This is a genomic window from uncultured Campylobacter sp., assembly GCF_938015785.1.
Classification (GTDB): domain Bacteria; phylum Campylobacterota; class Campylobacteria; order Campylobacterales; family Campylobacteraceae; genus Campylobacter_B.
Window position 1 is genome coordinate 1 of sequence record NZ_CALLWC010000029.1, and the last position, 14,373, is coordinate 14,373.

16 protein-coding genes are annotated in these 14,373 nt (G+C 47.8%); 10 read left to right on the top strand and 6 right to left on the bottom strand.

Annotation, left to right across the window (positions count from 1 at the left end; translation table 11 throughout):
* Positions 1-229 precede the first annotated feature (229 nt).
* Together sppA and Q0393_RS03890 are read right to left on the bottom strand one after the other, a co-directional pair.
* Positions 230-1,102 carry a signal peptide peptidase SppA gene (sppA, locus tag Q0393_RS03885; RefSeq protein ID WP_298978022.1) on the bottom strand — a complete coding sequence of 291 codons (873 nt, stop codon included), beginning with the start codon at positions 1,100-1,102 and terminating at the stop codon, positions 230-232.
* On the bottom strand, positions 1,090-2,307 hold the full coding sequence (locus Q0393_RS03890) for a metal-dependent hydrolase (RefSeq protein ID WP_298978024.1): 1,218 nt from the start codon (positions 2,305-2,307) through the stop codon (positions 1,090-1,092). The genes sppA and Q0393_RS03890 overlap by 13 nt, the downstream gene beginning before the upstream one ends.
* Before the next feature lie 172 nt (positions 2,308-2,479).
* On the opposite strand from Q0393_RS03890, the gene aroQ reads away from it, so the two are divergent.
* From aroQ to mnmA, 6 genes are all read left to right on the top strand, one after another.
* On the top strand, positions 2,480-2,947 hold the full coding sequence (aroQ, locus tag Q0393_RS03895; protein ID WP_298978026.1) for a type II 3-dehydroquinate dehydratase: 468 nt from the start codon (positions 2,480-2,482) through the stop codon (positions 2,945-2,947).
* 14 nt (positions 2,948-2,961) lie between these two features.
* Positions 2,962-3,987, top strand: coding sequence for a M24 family metallopeptidase (locus Q0393_RS03900; RefSeq protein ID WP_298978028.1), 1,026 nt, complete (start codon positions 2,962-2,964; stop codon positions 3,985-3,987).
* A gap of 10 nt (positions 3,988-3,997) precedes the next feature.
* Positions 3,998-4,534: a 2-amino-4-hydroxy-6-hydroxymethyldihydropteridine diphosphokinase gene (folK, locus tag Q0393_RS03905; RefSeq protein WP_297881763.1), complete on the top strand. Its 537-nt coding sequence runs from the start codon at positions 3,998-4,000 to the stop codon at positions 4,532-4,534.
* Positions 4,516-5,733: a hypothetical protein gene (locus tag Q0393_RS03910; RefSeq protein WP_298978030.1), complete on the top strand. Its 1,218-nt coding sequence runs from the start codon at positions 4,516-4,518 to the stop codon at positions 5,731-5,733. Before folK ends, Q0393_RS03910 begins: the two co-directional genes overlap by 19 nt.
* 115 nt (positions 5,734-5,848) lie before the next feature.
* The gene (locus tag Q0393_RS03915; RefSeq protein WP_298978032.1) at positions 5,849-6,454 is read left to right on the top strand and encodes a TIGR00730 family Rossman fold protein; all 606 of its coding nucleotides are present in this window, start codon (positions 5,849-5,851) and stop codon (positions 6,452-6,454) included.
* Positions 6,451-7,482 (top strand): tRNA 2-thiouridine(34) synthase MnmA, encoded by a 1,032-nt coding sequence (mnmA, locus tag Q0393_RS03920; protein WP_298978033.1) that lies wholly within the window; start codon positions 6,451-6,453, stop codon positions 7,480-7,482. Before Q0393_RS03915 ends, mnmA begins: the two co-directional genes overlap by 4 nt.
* Before the next feature lie 511 nt (positions 7,483-7,993).
* Here mnmA and Q0393_RS03925 read toward each other — a convergent pair.
* The 3 genes from Q0393_RS03925 to luxS all read right to left on the bottom strand — a co-directional run bounded on the left by Q0393_RS03925 (position 7,994) and on the right by luxS (position 11,019).
* Positions 7,994-9,445: a DKNYY domain-containing protein gene (locus tag Q0393_RS03925; protein WP_298978035.1), complete on the bottom strand. Its 1,452-nt coding sequence runs from the start codon at positions 9,443-9,445 to the stop codon at positions 7,994-7,996.
* Between the two features lie 163 nt (positions 9,446-9,608).
* Entirely contained in the window at positions 9,609-9,947 is a 339-nt protein-coding gene (locus tag Q0393_RS03930; protein ID WP_298978036.1) for a cupin domain-containing protein, read from the bottom strand.
* A 568-nt stretch (positions 9,948-10,515) separates the two neighbouring features.
* On the bottom strand, positions 10,516-11,019 hold the full coding sequence (gene luxS / locus Q0393_RS03935; RefSeq protein ID WP_298083480.1) for an S-ribosylhomocysteine lyase: 504 nt from the start codon (positions 11,017-11,019) through the stop codon (positions 10,516-10,518).
* Between the two features lie 106 nt (positions 11,020-11,125).
* Between luxS and Q0393_RS03940 the strand changes: the two genes are divergently transcribed.
* Entirely contained in the window at positions 11,126-11,335 is a 210-nt protein-coding gene (locus Q0393_RS03940; RefSeq protein WP_298978037.1) for a 4-oxalocrotonate tautomerase family protein, read from the top strand.
* A 321-nt stretch (positions 11,336-11,656) separates the two neighbouring features.
* Here Q0393_RS03940 and Q0393_RS03945 read toward each other — a convergent pair whose 3' ends face one another.
* The gene (locus tag Q0393_RS03945; protein WP_177386822.1) at positions 11,657-12,070 is read right to left on the bottom strand and encodes a hypothetical protein; all 414 of its coding nucleotides are present in this window, start codon (positions 12,068-12,070) and stop codon (positions 11,657-11,659) included.
* An 80-nt stretch (positions 12,071-12,150) separates the two neighbouring features.
* Here Q0393_RS03945 and Q0393_RS03950 point away from each other — a divergent pair, with 80 nt between their 5' ends.
* From Q0393_RS03950 to Q0393_RS03960, 3 genes are all read left to right on the top strand, one after another.
* A complete protein-coding gene (locus Q0393_RS03950) occupies positions 12,151-12,840 on the top strand; it encodes a dUTP diphosphatase (protein WP_298978038.1) in 690 nt (229 codons plus the stop codon).
* A gap of 406 nt (positions 12,841-13,246) precedes the next feature.
* Positions 13,247-13,987, top strand: a complete 741-nt coding sequence (locus Q0393_RS03955; protein ID WP_298978039.1) for an EI24 domain-containing protein — start codon at positions 13,247-13,249, stop codon at positions 13,985-13,987.
* A 73-nt stretch (positions 13,988-14,060) separates the two neighbouring features.
* Positions 14,061-14,264: a hypothetical protein gene (locus Q0393_RS03960; RefSeq protein ID WP_005869903.1), complete on the top strand. Its 204-nt coding sequence runs from the start codon at positions 14,061-14,063 to the stop codon at positions 14,262-14,264.
* The last annotated feature ends 109 nt before the right edge of the window (positions 14,265-14,373 follow it).

Genomic DNA, 14,373 nt, shown 5'->3' on the forward strand with positions numbered 1-14,373 from the left:
CGGTGCGAAACAGAATTGTGATTATACAAGAGCGATGCTTAAAGGGGGCTGAATAATTAGTAGAAAAATGAAGAGTTCTTAAACAAAGAAAAATTCACAAAAAAGGTAAAATTTTAAAGAAACGCCAAATGGAAAAGCGAGGAAATTTAAAAGCAATCAAATCCGGTGTAGCTTTCGCATACAAAATTCTACTCTTAAAATTCCCTCGTAATTTAAAATTTCTAAAATTCTAATACGCCATCAGCTTCGCGCCGAATGCCCCGCGCACCAAGCTCTCGCTTTTATTTGCCAGCTTGTCCATCATCTTTTCATACGCCGAAGGCTCCTGCCAGATCGGATCTACTACGCCGCTAGCCTTTATGAGCGCGCTCTTGGCGTCCTCTAAAGAGCCCACCTCGTCGATGAGCCCGACGCCTTTGGCGCCGCTAGCCAAAAACACTCGCGCATTCGCCCACGTATCGCGCTTCCTAAGATCCAGCGAGCGCGCCTGCGCCACCTCGCGCGTAAATAGCTCGTAGCTCTCATCCACCAGAGCTTGCAGGCTTGCGCGCTCCGCGTCGCTCCATTTTCTCATCATCGTGCCCGCTTCTTTGAGCTCGCCCGCTTTGACGATCTGTTCGGCAAAGCCTAACTTAGCGGCCGCTTCGCTCACGTCTAAGCCTTGCATGATCACGCCTATGGAGCCGATGAAGCTGCCCGGATTTGCGTAAATTTTACTTGCCCACACGCCGCCTAGGTAGCTGCCGCTCGCCATCGTGCCTTTGGCGTAGGCGACGACCGGCTTGCGCGAGTTTAGGGATTTGATAGCCAGCGAAATTTCCACGCTCGGGCTTAGTGCGCCGCCGGGACTATCGATCAGCAGAAGCACTCCTTTGATCGCCTCGTCGTTTTTCAGGGTTTCGATCTTTTCTAAAATTTCGCTATCGTCCATTATCGCGCCGCTTAGCGAAAGCTGAGCGAGATTCGCACCCTTTTGTTGCGCGCTTTCGCCACTAGCGAAAATCAAAAACAAAATAAGCAGAAAAATCAGGGATTTAAAGTATTTGTTGATAAACCCGAGCACGGCGCCGATCGGCGCAAAGATATTCTTTAGAAATTGCATTTCATTCCTTCGATAAAAAGTGATTTTGCGTTTTTGCTCTGCAAAATGAGCTGTAGCGGCAGCTGAGCTTCGTCGCACTCAATGCCTTCAAAAACGGCGATGTCGGCGAGCTTGCCCTCTTTCAGCTCGCCCAAATTTAGCCCCAGCGCGGCTGCCGCATTTCTAGTCGCGCCTAAAAGTAACGCCCGCGCTAGTTCCGCCAAGCCCAGCTCGTCGTGCATCATTAAATTTGCACGCAGCTCGTCTAAAAAGCTTAGGCTAAAATTCGAGCTAAGCCCGTCGGTAGCGATGTTGTAATTAAGTCCGCTTGCGAGCAGCTTTTTAAAACTCAGCCTCTTCTTGCTAAGCAGGCGGTTGGAGCGCGCGCAGTGCGTGATCGAGTGGAGCTTCGGATCAAAGATGCTAAAATCATCCACCCAAACGCAATGCGTAAAGAGCGTGCGAAGCCCGCTAAAATGCGCTACAAAGCTACGGGGCGAGTAAAAAGGCGCGGGCGTTGGGTTAAATTTAGCAAGCCGGGCTTTAAATTTGCCGCGACCCGTGCGCAACCACTGCCGCTCATACGCGCTCTCCATAAAATGCGTGCTTATAACAAGCCCATTTTCGCGGGCAAGCTTCGTCGCAAACTTCGTAATCTGCGGGTGCGCCGAATACGGCGAGTGCACCGACACGGCGGGGATAAAAAGCGAGCTTGCGAGCGCCTTTGCGCGCTCAAATCGCTGCTTAAATTTCAAAATATTCTCCGCCGCAGCGTCCTTGCTCGCGCCTAAAATTTCATTAAAAAACACGGTTCTGATACCGCTTTGCGCGCAAGCTTCAGCCTCGCCGCCGAAACTTGAAATTTCGCCGATCGTGCCCACGCCGCTTCGCATCATCGCGGCGATCTGCTCCGCGATTAGCCGTCCGCGTGCCGCGGCATCCAGCTGCTGCCTTGAGGCGATGACGCTGCCTAGCCAATCCAAAAAATCGCCGTAGCGCAGCGTGCCTTTGTTTGCGCTAAATTCCAAATGCACATGCGGATTTATAAACGCAGGCATTGCTATATCGCCGCTAAAGTCCAAAATTTCTGCTTGCGGGTATTTGCGCGCCGCACGAGCAAAGGCACAAACCTCGATTATCTTTTTATCAAAGACGATCGCGCCCTCTTTTAAAATTTTAAAATTCTCATCGCAGGCAAGAACCCACTTCGCCCTTAAAATTCTCATCGTTTTCCTTATTTAAAACAGCGCGTGATTTTAGCATAAAATTCTATTTCGCACTAAATTTAAAGATAAAATTTTATCGCTTGGGCTTGAGCGGGCAAATTTAGCGTCATAGTAAAAAATAAGCTCGCTTTGGTTATAATTTTTGCTTAAATTTCAAAACAAGGACGTAAAAATGAAAATTATGGTGATTCAAGGACCGAATATCAATATGCTTGGTATGCGCGAGCCCGCTATTTACGGGGTTATGAAGATGGAGGACATCCATAAACAGATGAAGGCGGTCGCCGATCAGAGCGGCAACGAGATCGAATTTTTCCAGAGCAATTTCGAAGGCGAGATCGTCGATAAGATCCAAGAGTGCTTCGGCACCTGCGACGGCATCATCATCAATCCCGCCGCCTACACGCACACTTCGCTCGCCATCCGAGATGCGCTCGCCGCAGTCAGCCTACCTGTGATCGAGGTGCATATCTCAAACATCGCTCGCAGAGAGGAGCTTAGACAAAAAAGTCTAATAGCGCCCGTAACAGCGGGTCAGATCATCGGATTCGGTCCCGTGGGATACCATCTGGCAATGATCGGAATGATTCAAATTTTTGAGCAGATCAAGGCAGCCAGAGCCGATCAGAAAGCCGAGTAGGACTGGGATTAAATTTGAAAAATTTTATCCTAAAGGACGAAAACGCCGTTTACCACGAGTGCGGATACAGCTGCGACAACGCGGTATTTTTTAGCCTCTCGGGGCGCAAATTTTTCCTCACTGATGCGCGTTATAGCATCGAGGCGCGCGAGCTTTGCAAAGATACCGAGGTTATCGAGGTCGAGCGAAATTTGATAAAAGACGCGCGGCTGTTTTTGCGAAAGGCCGGCGTAAAGGAGCTTAGCTACAACCCGTATGATTTTAGCGCGGGCGAGTGGGAAGCTCTGAGCAAGGGGCTTGGGATAAGATTTAAGGCACGGGCGAATTTTTCGCAAATTTCGCGCATAATAAAATCAGAGGATGAGATAAAAATTTTAAAGCAAGCGGCGCAGCTAGGCGCCCAGAGGTTTGACGAATTTGCCGCGTTCGTGCGCGCTAGCGGCGAAGGGATGAGCGAAGAGGAGCTATTTTTTAACGCCGAGCTCATCTTTAAGAAAAAGGGCGAGCTCGCGCTTAGCTTTTCGCCTATCGTCGCGATCAACGAAAATGCCGCTAAAGCGCACGCTCTGCCGAGTAAAAAGCGGCTACGGCAGGGCGATTTGCTCCTGCTTGACGCGGGGGTTAAATTTAACCGTTACTGCTCCGATAGGACGCGCACGGCGTGCTTTGACGAAAATTTTAACTTCGGCAAGGAGCAAAATTTTAAAAACGCCAAACGGCAAGAGATTTACGAGATCGTAAAAGAGGCGCAAGCTCTGGCGATCGCGGCGGTTATGCCCGGCAAAAAGGCACGCGAGATCGACGCGACGGCTAGGGATTTTATCGCCGCTCAGGGCTTTGGCGAGGCGTTTTTCCACAGCACCGGACACGGCGTCGGAGTCGATATCCATGAGCTTCCGTTCATCTCAAAGCGCGAAGATACCGTGCTAAAAGAGGGGATGGTCTTTAGCGTGGAGCCTGGGATTTACTTACCCGGCGAGTTTGGCGTGCGCATCGAGGACGTCGTGGTCGTGCGCGAAAATGGGGCTGAAATTTTATGAGGGTAGCCAGGTGAACGTGCGACTTAAGGAAAACGGATTTTACGAGTGCGCGGACGCGCTGTGCGTCGTAAAAAGCGCCGTTTTTCCGATGAGACGCCGCGAGCGCGGAAATTTTAAAAATTTATACCTGATTGGACTCGGCGGAAATTTAGGAGATGTCAGGCGGCGCTTCGAGCGATTTTATCGCGTTTTACAAAGCGACGCGCGCTTTTTCGTAGCGCAAAATTCCTTGATCTTAAAAAACAGGCCGTTTGGCTTTTTAGATCAGCCCGATTTTTTAAACGCCGTAATGCTCGTGCAAAGCTCTCTGCCACCGCTTACATTGCTTAAAATCATGCAGCGCGCGGAGCGACGATTTGGGCGCAAAAGAAGCTTTAAAAACGCGCCGCGCACGCTGGACGTGGATATTTTATACGCAAGCGCAAAAGCAAGACCGGGCGACAGGCTGGCTCTGCCGCATCCCGGAGTAAACGAACGCATAAGCGTGATTTTGCCGCTTGGAACGATGAAATTTAAAAGAGGACTGATATGCAAACTAAAATCGTAAATTTTTTAAGCGCCAAGGGCGGAGTCGGCAAGAGCGTGATTGTAGCAAATTTCGCCGAAATTCTAAGCGAGCAGGGCTACCGCACGGCGATCATAGAAGCGCCAAATTTAAACAATCAAGAGATCATCTTAAACGCTTTGCAAAGAAAGAGGATTTCGCTGCCAAGCGCCATCGCAGTAAAAATTTCGCAAAATTTAACGCTCGTTTCGCCCGCGCTTGCTTCACAAAATCCCGTGTCCTCGCAAAATTCTGCAAATAGCACGAATTCTGCGGCGCAAAATTCTATCAAAAACGTAAGCTCTAGCGCGGACGATTACGTCATGCAAAATTCTATAGGTAGCGCGCAAGGCTCGCAAGACGACGAAAGTGGCGGCTCGTACAATTACGCGCAAAAACTCACGAGCTCTAATGGCAAAAACAACTCAGAAAATTCCGCCGCTTTAAATTCGATAGCAAACGCTGCAAAAAATTCTACGAATTGTGCAGCCAAAAAGCCGCAAAATTGCGAAGATGGATGGAATTTTACAGAAACAGAAAGTCTAGAGAATTTTAAAAGCGATGATTTCACCAAGCAAAATTCAATCCCTGACGAGAATTCTCAAAATTCCGCAAGTGGAGATGAAATGAAAAATTCCGCCCGCTCATCAAATCCCGAAAAAGCCGGAAATTCCGCAAACGCAAAGGCTCACGAAAGCCCCGCTCGCTTCGCAAGCGAGCTGAAAGATGCGGGAATCTTCGATTTTATTTTGATCGATGCGGGGCTTGAGTATCTTGGAGATTTTTTGAGCATTGGCGACGAAAATATCGTGCTGTGTGCGAACGAACCCTGCTCGATAAGCAACACCTACGCGCTTTTAAAGACGCTTGGGGCGAGCAAAAAAGAGGTTTTGTTTTTGCTAAATTTCACCGCGAGCGAGGATGATGCCGTGATGATCTACGAAAATCTAAAGTCGGTCGCGCACCGCAATATAAGCGAGCTGGGCTTTAAACTGCTAGGCTTTGTGCCGTTTTGCAAACAAGTAGCCATCTGCTCACAAAATCGCGCGCTTTTTAACTCGCACTATCCGTTTTCACCCGCTACCATCGCGCTTAGACAGAGCGTCTCGCGATTTTTGAGCAAGCAGGGCTGCGAGCCGATCGATATGAACGCTTACCGCGGCGTCGGCGGATTTTTACGAAAGCTTAGCAACCTAGTATGATTTACAACGAGATTTTAAATTACGTAAATTCTACTATTTTAAACGGAATTTTAAAAATTTAATGCTATTCTTAAAGCTAAAATTTTAAATAATATACATAAAAGATAGATTAATCATGCAGTTAAAAGAAATTTTAAAAGACATCAAAATCGCCCGCGACAATCTCAAAAACGTGGGCAAAAGTGCCACGATCTTCGGCTCGGCGCGCTTTAGCGAGGATAATCGCTACGTAAAAGACGCGCAAAAGCTCTGCGAGGGGCTTGCCGATTTAGGATACTCGATCATCACCGGAGGCGGTGGCGGCATTATGCAAGGCGCCAACCGAGGCGCATTTGCGAGAGCAAGAACGCACAGCGTGGGCTTTAACATCATGCTGCCGTTTGAGCAAAAAAGCAACGGCTTTTTGACGCAGGGCGCGAAATTTTCGGCATTTGCGCCGCGCAAAGGTGCTCTCATCGAAAACAGCGAAATTTTCGTCATCTTTCCTGGCGGCTTTGGGACGCTGGATGAGTTTTTTGAAATTTTAGTGCTGGTGCAGACGGGCTTTAAGCGCGCACGGATCTATCTTTACGACGAGGAATTTTACGCGCCTTTGATGGAGTTTTTCCGCACTTCGCTGCTAAAATCTGGCGCGATAAACGAAAGCGATCTGCAAAATTTTAAGCTCTGCGACAGAGTGGATGAAATTTTAACGGATGTGCGACGTAAGGAGAACGAATGAAAATTTTAGTCGCGATGAGCGGCGGCGTGGATAGCTCGATGTGCGCGAAGCTGCTGCAAGACGCGGGGCACGAGGTGCAGGGCTGCTATATGAAGCTGCACGCAAAGCCCGGCTATCACGAGGCGAACATCGCCAAAGTCCGCAAGGTGGGCGAGTTTTTAGGTATAAAAATCCACATTTTGGATCTGCAGGATGATTTTAATCGCGACGTTTACGAGCCCTTTGTGCAGGCCTATATCGGCGGCCTTACGCCAAATCCCTGCGCTCTGTGTAACCGCCGCATAAAGCTCGGCAAGCTTTTGGAATTTGCGCGCGAGCAAGGCTTTGAGCGTCTAGCTACCGGGCACTACGTCCGCATCGAGGACGGGCTTTTAAAAGCCGCCGCAGATATTAGCAAAGATCAGAGCTATTTTTTAGCAAACATCGATCCCGCCGCGCTTGAGTTTATGCTCTTTCCGCTTGGAGGGATGTATAAAAAGGATGTCAAAGAGGCCGCGCGCGCCTATGCGGAGCTTTCGCAGATCGCTTCTGCGAGTGAAAGCAGCGAGATCTGCTTTGTGGACACCACCTACATCGACGTTTTGAACCGTCATACGGGCACCAAAATGCCCGGTATCGTGCGCGACCGCGCGGGCAACGCCATCGGCACTCACGAGGGCTACATGCACTACACGATCGGCAAGCGCCGCGGTTTTACGGTCCACGGCGCGCATGAGCCGCACTTCGTGCTAAGCATCAACCCGCACAAAAACGAGATCGTCGTGGGCGGCAAGGAGGAGCTAGCGACCTACGAGTTCGACACCGAAAATTTTAATGCTTTTTTAAGCAAGGATGAAATTTTAAATATGCCTGGTCTCGGCGTTAAGATCCGCTACCGCAGCGCCAAACTCCCCGTTAAAATTTCGCCGCGTGAAAGGGACGGCGTGCATGCCGTGCTGTCCGCGCCCGCAGCGGGCATCGCTCCGGCGCAGCTCGCGGTTTTTTATGACGAGCGCGACCGCGTAGTAGCAAGCGGATTTATAAAATAGCGCTTCACATCCTATGCTCGCTTTCGGCGCCGCTTAGGGCCCATCTGCTCGCAAAACGGCGCTTTGATCGCGCCGCTTGGTTCGCGCTTGCTTTGTTAAATTTCATATCGAAAAAGAGATTTACACTTTTGAATCCAAGCCGTTAAATTTTATCCCGTAAGCTCGGCGCGCAAATTTTATGCGCGTAGCTTACGATTGAGGCTTTTAAATTTACGCTCTGTCGCTGTGTTACCTACACTGCTAGCGAAATTTACGAAAGTTGCGGCGCTAAAATAAAATTTACGGCGACGTCTTATCAAAGCGCGCCGTGACGCAAAGATCGCGACCGATATAAAATATTTCGCGCGTCGTCGCGGCGGCGCGAAACGAAATTTGCGCACTTGCTCTAAAGGCGATTTGCGATAAAATTTAAACCAAAGCCCGCAGTGCCGCTTAAATTTCATGAATTTACGCAAAATCAAATTTTAAAATTTAGCAACGCTTTCTAGCGTCCAGGTAATGTCCATCGCGACTAAAATTCCACTCGCGTCTTTACCTCAAAAAGCAGCTCGCCGTCCACCGCCTCAAGCCCGCCGCTCTTTATCATCTCGCGAATTTTACTCGTGCCAAGGCCGCTTTTTTGAAGCAAAATTTCAACCAAGTCTAGATCCCTGATCTCATAAATGCACCGATCTATCAGCTGCGAAGAGCCCAGATCGTCAAAGTAGAAAAATCGCCCGCCGTTTGAATAGACCCAGCCATATAGCCCGCCGTGCACGCCGCCGACCCTGCGCCACTCATGCGGCAGCTCGAGCGCGAAAAGCCCGCTTTTGCGAGCGACCAGCCTACGACTGCTGCGGCCGCCGCCCCAAACTTCGGCGCCTTCTAAAAAATATATCCGCTCGCCGCTTTGAAATACGCTGCCGCCAAGCGCGCGAACCTCGCCCGCGAATGGATTGTCTGCCGCGCGCTTTTGCTTTCCGTCGTTCTCGTCGAAATAATAGATGCCGCCGGAAGCTGCAAAAAGTAGATGGTTTGAGTGCTCAAGCTGCCTATTTAGCGGAGTATAGGGCGCGGAGGCGGGGTCAAATTTTAAATCATTCGCAAAAACGTCGCCGCTTTTCGCATCCCACAAAAAATAGTCCAACCACTGCCTCAAAAGTTCGTAATGCCCGCCGTTATCGCGCGCGTCAAGGCGCAGGTTTTTAAAATACACGTTCGCGCCGTCTGCGGCATAAACGTCGCTCGCTCTGCCATCGCTTCCCTCTATCTGGCGCAGGCTCGCGGCATCGGCGCCGGGTAAAACCTCTCCTTTATAAAACGCGCAAGAGCCCTGCGCAGCGTAATACACGCCCGCGATTTGGCGCAGATCCGTAGCGTCCATGCGTTTAAATTTATAGAGGTAGCTTTGCGGCTTGGGCGCATCCCAAAAGATATGCGCCAAGGTTTCATAAGTGAGTTTAAGCGCTCCCAGCGCGTCGTTAGGCACCGCCTCGCCGTCGCAAAAATAACTAATCCGCCCGTCGCTTACGTATCCGAACGCCACGGCTTTCGTGCGCGCGGGCTCCAGCTCGCTCATCGCGATGTTTCCGCAATATACGGCGTTTTTATCCGCGGCGACGTTGGAGCGGTAGCCGGAGCCGAAATCCAAAACCCGAAAGCTCGCCGCGTCCGCGCCCGGTATCGCAAAATAGCCCGCACCCACCACGAGGGCGTAAATTTCGCCATCTTTTTTATAAAAATCGCTGTATTTGATCTGCTCTTGCGGCGAGTAGTCGTCTGCGGAATTTATAACCGCAAACAGAGCGAGCACGCTAAAAGCCGCAAATACAAATGTCGCGCCAAGCGCGATCTTGCGCCAAAGCGGCATGCCCCGAGGCGCGTCTCGCACCGGCTTACGATCTGCTTCTACCTTGCGCGCCCTAGCTTTGCGCTTCTTTTGCGCGCGCTCATCCTTTGGCTCTTGCGTAAAATCCTCATACATCTTTTGCCTCAAATTTAATCTCGCCGCAGATTGCGCGGCACTTGAAATTGTACAAAAGCGCGGCTAAATTTATGAAATTTAACGCTACGGACAAATTCTAATTTAACTCTTTGCGACGCTAATTTATTTTACGAATGCCACAAAATCTCTGGCGAATTTTAATTCAAATCGCTTCGTAGCCGCACGGAATCGGCGCCGTAACGCTTGCAAACACAAAATCCTCATCGCCCGTATTTTTCATACCGTGGCACTCTCCGCTTTTGGAAATGATTAGATCGCCCGCACAGATCGGCACCTCCTCGCCCTTTCTCGGATAAAACACGCCGCGTCCGCTTAAGCAGATCCACACGTCATCTCCGTCTGGGTGAATATGCGGCGCTACGACCTGGCCGCGTTTGACGATCCAAACCGCGCCGCAAGTGGCCTCCGTAGTAAAAAATGTCGTTTTTACAGCTCGTTCGTCGCTACAAATAGCATCTTTTATATGAAAAATTCTTTGCATTTTCGCTCCTTTAAGTTCACCGCATCCGGCGCGGTTTCGGCAGAATTTTAGCATTCTTTTCGTGCAACGAAAGTGAAATTTCAAGCGCCAAACTCGCAACGCAACCTTAAATAAAAACTCTAAATTCTCGTTTTGCTATACGATTTTTTTTTTGAGGATTGAGATCGCATCTAAAAGTAAGAGGCGCATAAGCATGGTATTTGCGGATAGAATTTCGGCTTTAATTTAAGACGGAATTTTAAAAATTCTTCTAAATTTAAAACTGCTCTGCTAGATAAATTTATTAAATTTGATATGAGCTTTGCTTACGCGCTTTTGCCACCCAGCTTAAAGCCAAATCGTAGCTTTTATCAAAAACCTCGCATGGCGCAGACTTTACGGCAAGCTCCAAGTCGGTTTATAAATAGATGCTACCTCCGGCTTGTTTTAGCAGATACGCATTTTTGCGCCTCGAATTTTTGCACATTTTACGATAATGTTTTTATAGCGCGTAACATACTGATCACGAGCCGAGCGGGAGTTCAAAGAGATAGCGTTAGAATTTTGCACTATCTCTTAAATTTCAAAACTATTTTATCTTGCTTGGATCCAGCGCAATCTCGTCGTTTTTGATCACGCCGATACCCTTATTTAGCACATTTTGCGCGATCTGTTTAGCTTCTGCTAGCGAGTGCATCGCGAAAGTGCCGCACTGAAATTTATTCAGTTCGGGGATCTCTGCTTGAGAGCCCACGCCCAAAATATCCTTCATACTCGTGCTCCACGCCGCCGCGACAGCACTCTCGCTAGGCGCGCCGATCACGCTCATATAAAAGCCCGTGCGACACCCCATCGGCGAGATGTCGATGATCTCGATGTCCGCGCTATTTAGATGCTCGCGCATGAAGCCCGCGAAAAGATGCTCCAGCGTGTGGGTGCCGCGCTCGCTCATAATCTCTAAATTCGGACGGCAAAACCGCAGATCATAGACGCTAATTTTATCGCCGCTTTTGGTGCGCATGCTCTTTGCGAGCCGCACGCCAGGGGCATTCATGCGGGTATGGTCGACCTTAAAACTATCTAACAATGGCATATTTTCTCCTTAAATTTAGATCACGGCGATTTTAACATAAAATTTCGCACTTTTAGGCGCACAGACGAAATTTTAGCTACAATTACGCTTATTTTAAGGAGAATTAATGCCCTACATAAACGTTAAAATTACCAAAGAGCGCGGCGGCTTAAGTCGTGAACAAAAAGTAAGGCTCGTCAAGAATCTCACCGATGCCCTCGTAGCCGTGCTGGGTAGGGGCGAGAAAACCACGGTAGTTACGATAGATGAAATATCCACTGACGACTACGCGATCGGCGGACGACTAGTAAGCGAAATCAGGGAGCGGCAGAGCTAAGCTTGAGCGCCAGGCTAAATTTGAAAAGCTAAATTTTAGAATTTTAAAATTTTCATGTAAAATTCTATGCGGCAGGCTCCGCTTCTAAGGAAATAAAATTTGCGACAACCTCAGCTTGCAAAATGAAATTTTACGCTAAATTCCATGCTGTAAAATTCCAAAAACCAACCGAGCGGAAATTTTAAAGCGGATCTATGGTGAAATTCTTTGAAAAAACCGGCAAGATAGAATTTATGCAAATTTCAAAATCTTACTAGATAAAATTTAAGTCTTGCAAGTTTAAAATTTCGCAAAATATAAATAGATGGTATTCTTAGCGAGCTAGCGCTCCCAAATTAGCTTTTTGCCGAAAGTTAGAGTATTATCGGTCATTTTCATCCAATCGATTCTGATCGTAAAAAAATCGGTCTCCATCGCGCGCGCAAACGGGAAGCGCTTAAGATATAGCGAGGTTTCGCGCTCATCCGCGCTACGGATATGGCCGCAAATCTGCACGCCTTTGATCCTACCTACAAATTTCGTATCCAGCGCGACCGTAGCCGCAACTCCGCGGTTGGCAAAGACTGCTTTGATATGCTCGGAGTCGCTCGCGCTTGCGATGATGAGCTCCTTATTTTGCGGATCGTAGGCATAAAATGCACTGCAGCAATATGGCAGATTATTGCGCAAAACTCCGAGAGATAGGAGCTTCATCCTGCCTAAAAACTCGTCGAATTTATCCTGAGCGGCACACATTTTAAGCCTCCTTTTTGCTAAATTATACAATGATTTTCTTTTATTAGCTATAATCGCGAGCCAAAATTAGGAGAATTTTTATGGAAAATTATAAAAAAGTAAAAGAGATGTTTTTGATGCAGCAAGCCCTAAACGACGAAACAAATGGCGTGGGCTGGGAGGACGGCTATACAAAAAACGGCAAACTTATCAACTGGAAGCGCTGCATTTACATGGAATGTGCAGAGCTTATCGATAGCTTTGCGTGGAAGCATTGGAAAAATATCTCTGCAGCGCCGGACGTGAATAATATCGTCATCGAGATCGTTGATATTTGGCACTTCGTGATGAGTTATATTTTAGAGCAATATTACGGCGGCAAAGACATCGATCACATCGTAAGCGACGTCACGGCAGTAAGCGGATTTGCGGAGTTTAGCTCCTACGCCTACGACGTGCGCGAATACAGCATCTACGAAATCGTAAACGACATCGAGCTAGTAATCCACGAAACAAGCGGCTTTGAGCTGCAAATCGGTGAGCTACTGACCGATTTTTTTCGCGTCGCGATTAAATGTGGCGTGAGCTTAGACATACTTTTTGCCAAATATATCGGCAAAAACGTGCTAAATAAATTCCGCCAAAATAACGGCTACAAAGAAGGCGACTACCGCAAAATCTGGGGAGACCTTGAGGATAACGAGGTGCTAATCGAGGTGCTATCAAAAGGCGCAGTAAGCGCAAACGAAATTTACGAGCAATTGCAAAAGATCTACGACGCGACGAAGTGAAGTCGTGGGTTTGCGCGCGAGATTTCCCTTTGAAATTTTGAAATTTCATCTATAAAATTTCGGCAGGCGAATTTTAAAAAAGGGCTTTGGTTTGGAATTTTACAATTTTGAGCCTGAAATTTTACGTAATGCCAGCTCATTTATAAGAGGCAAAATTCCGCGCAGCAAGCAAATAAATATTTGCAACAGGTAAAAACCAAGCTAGATCTAGTTTCTTTTTTACACACGATAAACAAGCAGATTAAACGCGGGCGAGCGATCAAAGCATAAATTTCGTATTATAAGGCAGGATGAGCCGGCTAAAGCAAGCGAATGAGCCAAGCGAGCGGATTGATGAGGCGCGGTGCGGCAGCCAAGCTCAAATTCCGTCGCAAAAGTCGCTAAAATAACGCAAATAGGAGCATACATGGGTAGAATTTTTAATTTGGCGAAGCAGGATTTTTTTACGCGCAAATTTATTTTGCTCTCGCTACTACCACTTGTGTGCTCGCTCATAATCTTAGGCACGCTCGCGTTTTTCGGCGGCAAAGAGCTTTTTGACGCACTTTCTCAGGGCGCGCAAAGCGGCGATTTTAGCTTCTTGGACGAGCAGCGCTTCCCGGTAATTGCAAAAATTCTAAGCTTTGCTGCTACGAAGTGGATTATCGGCGCGATTTTTTCGGTGTTTGCCAGCTTTGCGGTACTGATGCTTAGCGTGTTTTGTGCGCTTATCATAGCAGGATTTCTGACGCCCGCAGTCACTAAAGAGATCAACGCCCGCCACTACCGCCTAATCCGCGCGGATGAAGCGAGCACGGCGCGAGTACTGAAGCTAATGAGCCTTGAAATTTTAAAATTTTTAGCGATCTTATTCATCTGCTCGGTGCTTTTGTTTGTGCCGGTAATAAATTTATTTATAATCAACGTGCCGTTTTTTTATATCTATTACAAGCTGGTTCTAATCGACGTCGCTTCAAATGCGTTAAGCGCGAAAAGCTTCGAGCGCTCTTATAAAATGGGTGGCGGATATAAATTTGCCCTAAGCGCTTTTATTTTTTATCTGCTGTGTTTGATCCCGCTGGTAGGATTATTTTTCCAGCTATTTTTCATCATCTTTTTGACGCACATAGTGCTGATAGACGAAAGCGCCCGCAATAAAAATCGCTAAAGATTAACTAAAATCAATGAAAAATTTTGAAATTTTCATAAAATAGTGCAAAATTTTTTAAGAAAGGATTTCTATGAAATCAGGTGATATTTACATTTGCAATATATGTTCGCTAAAAAGCAGCGACGATGAAAATGCGGTCTTTATCAAGGCGCATAAAAACGGCGAGACGGTGCATATCTGCACATCCTGCATGCCTAGCGTCATTCATGGCTCAGGCATGGTCGTAAAAAGCAACTCCGAGATCGAAGAAGAGCTCCAAGACGCTGCAAACTAGCTGCTAGCACCACTTGCTGCGGCGCGTTTTAATTTGTCTATTAATCTGCGCGCCGCGAAATTCTAAAATTCTAAAATTCTAAAATTCTAAAATTCTAAAATTCTAAAAT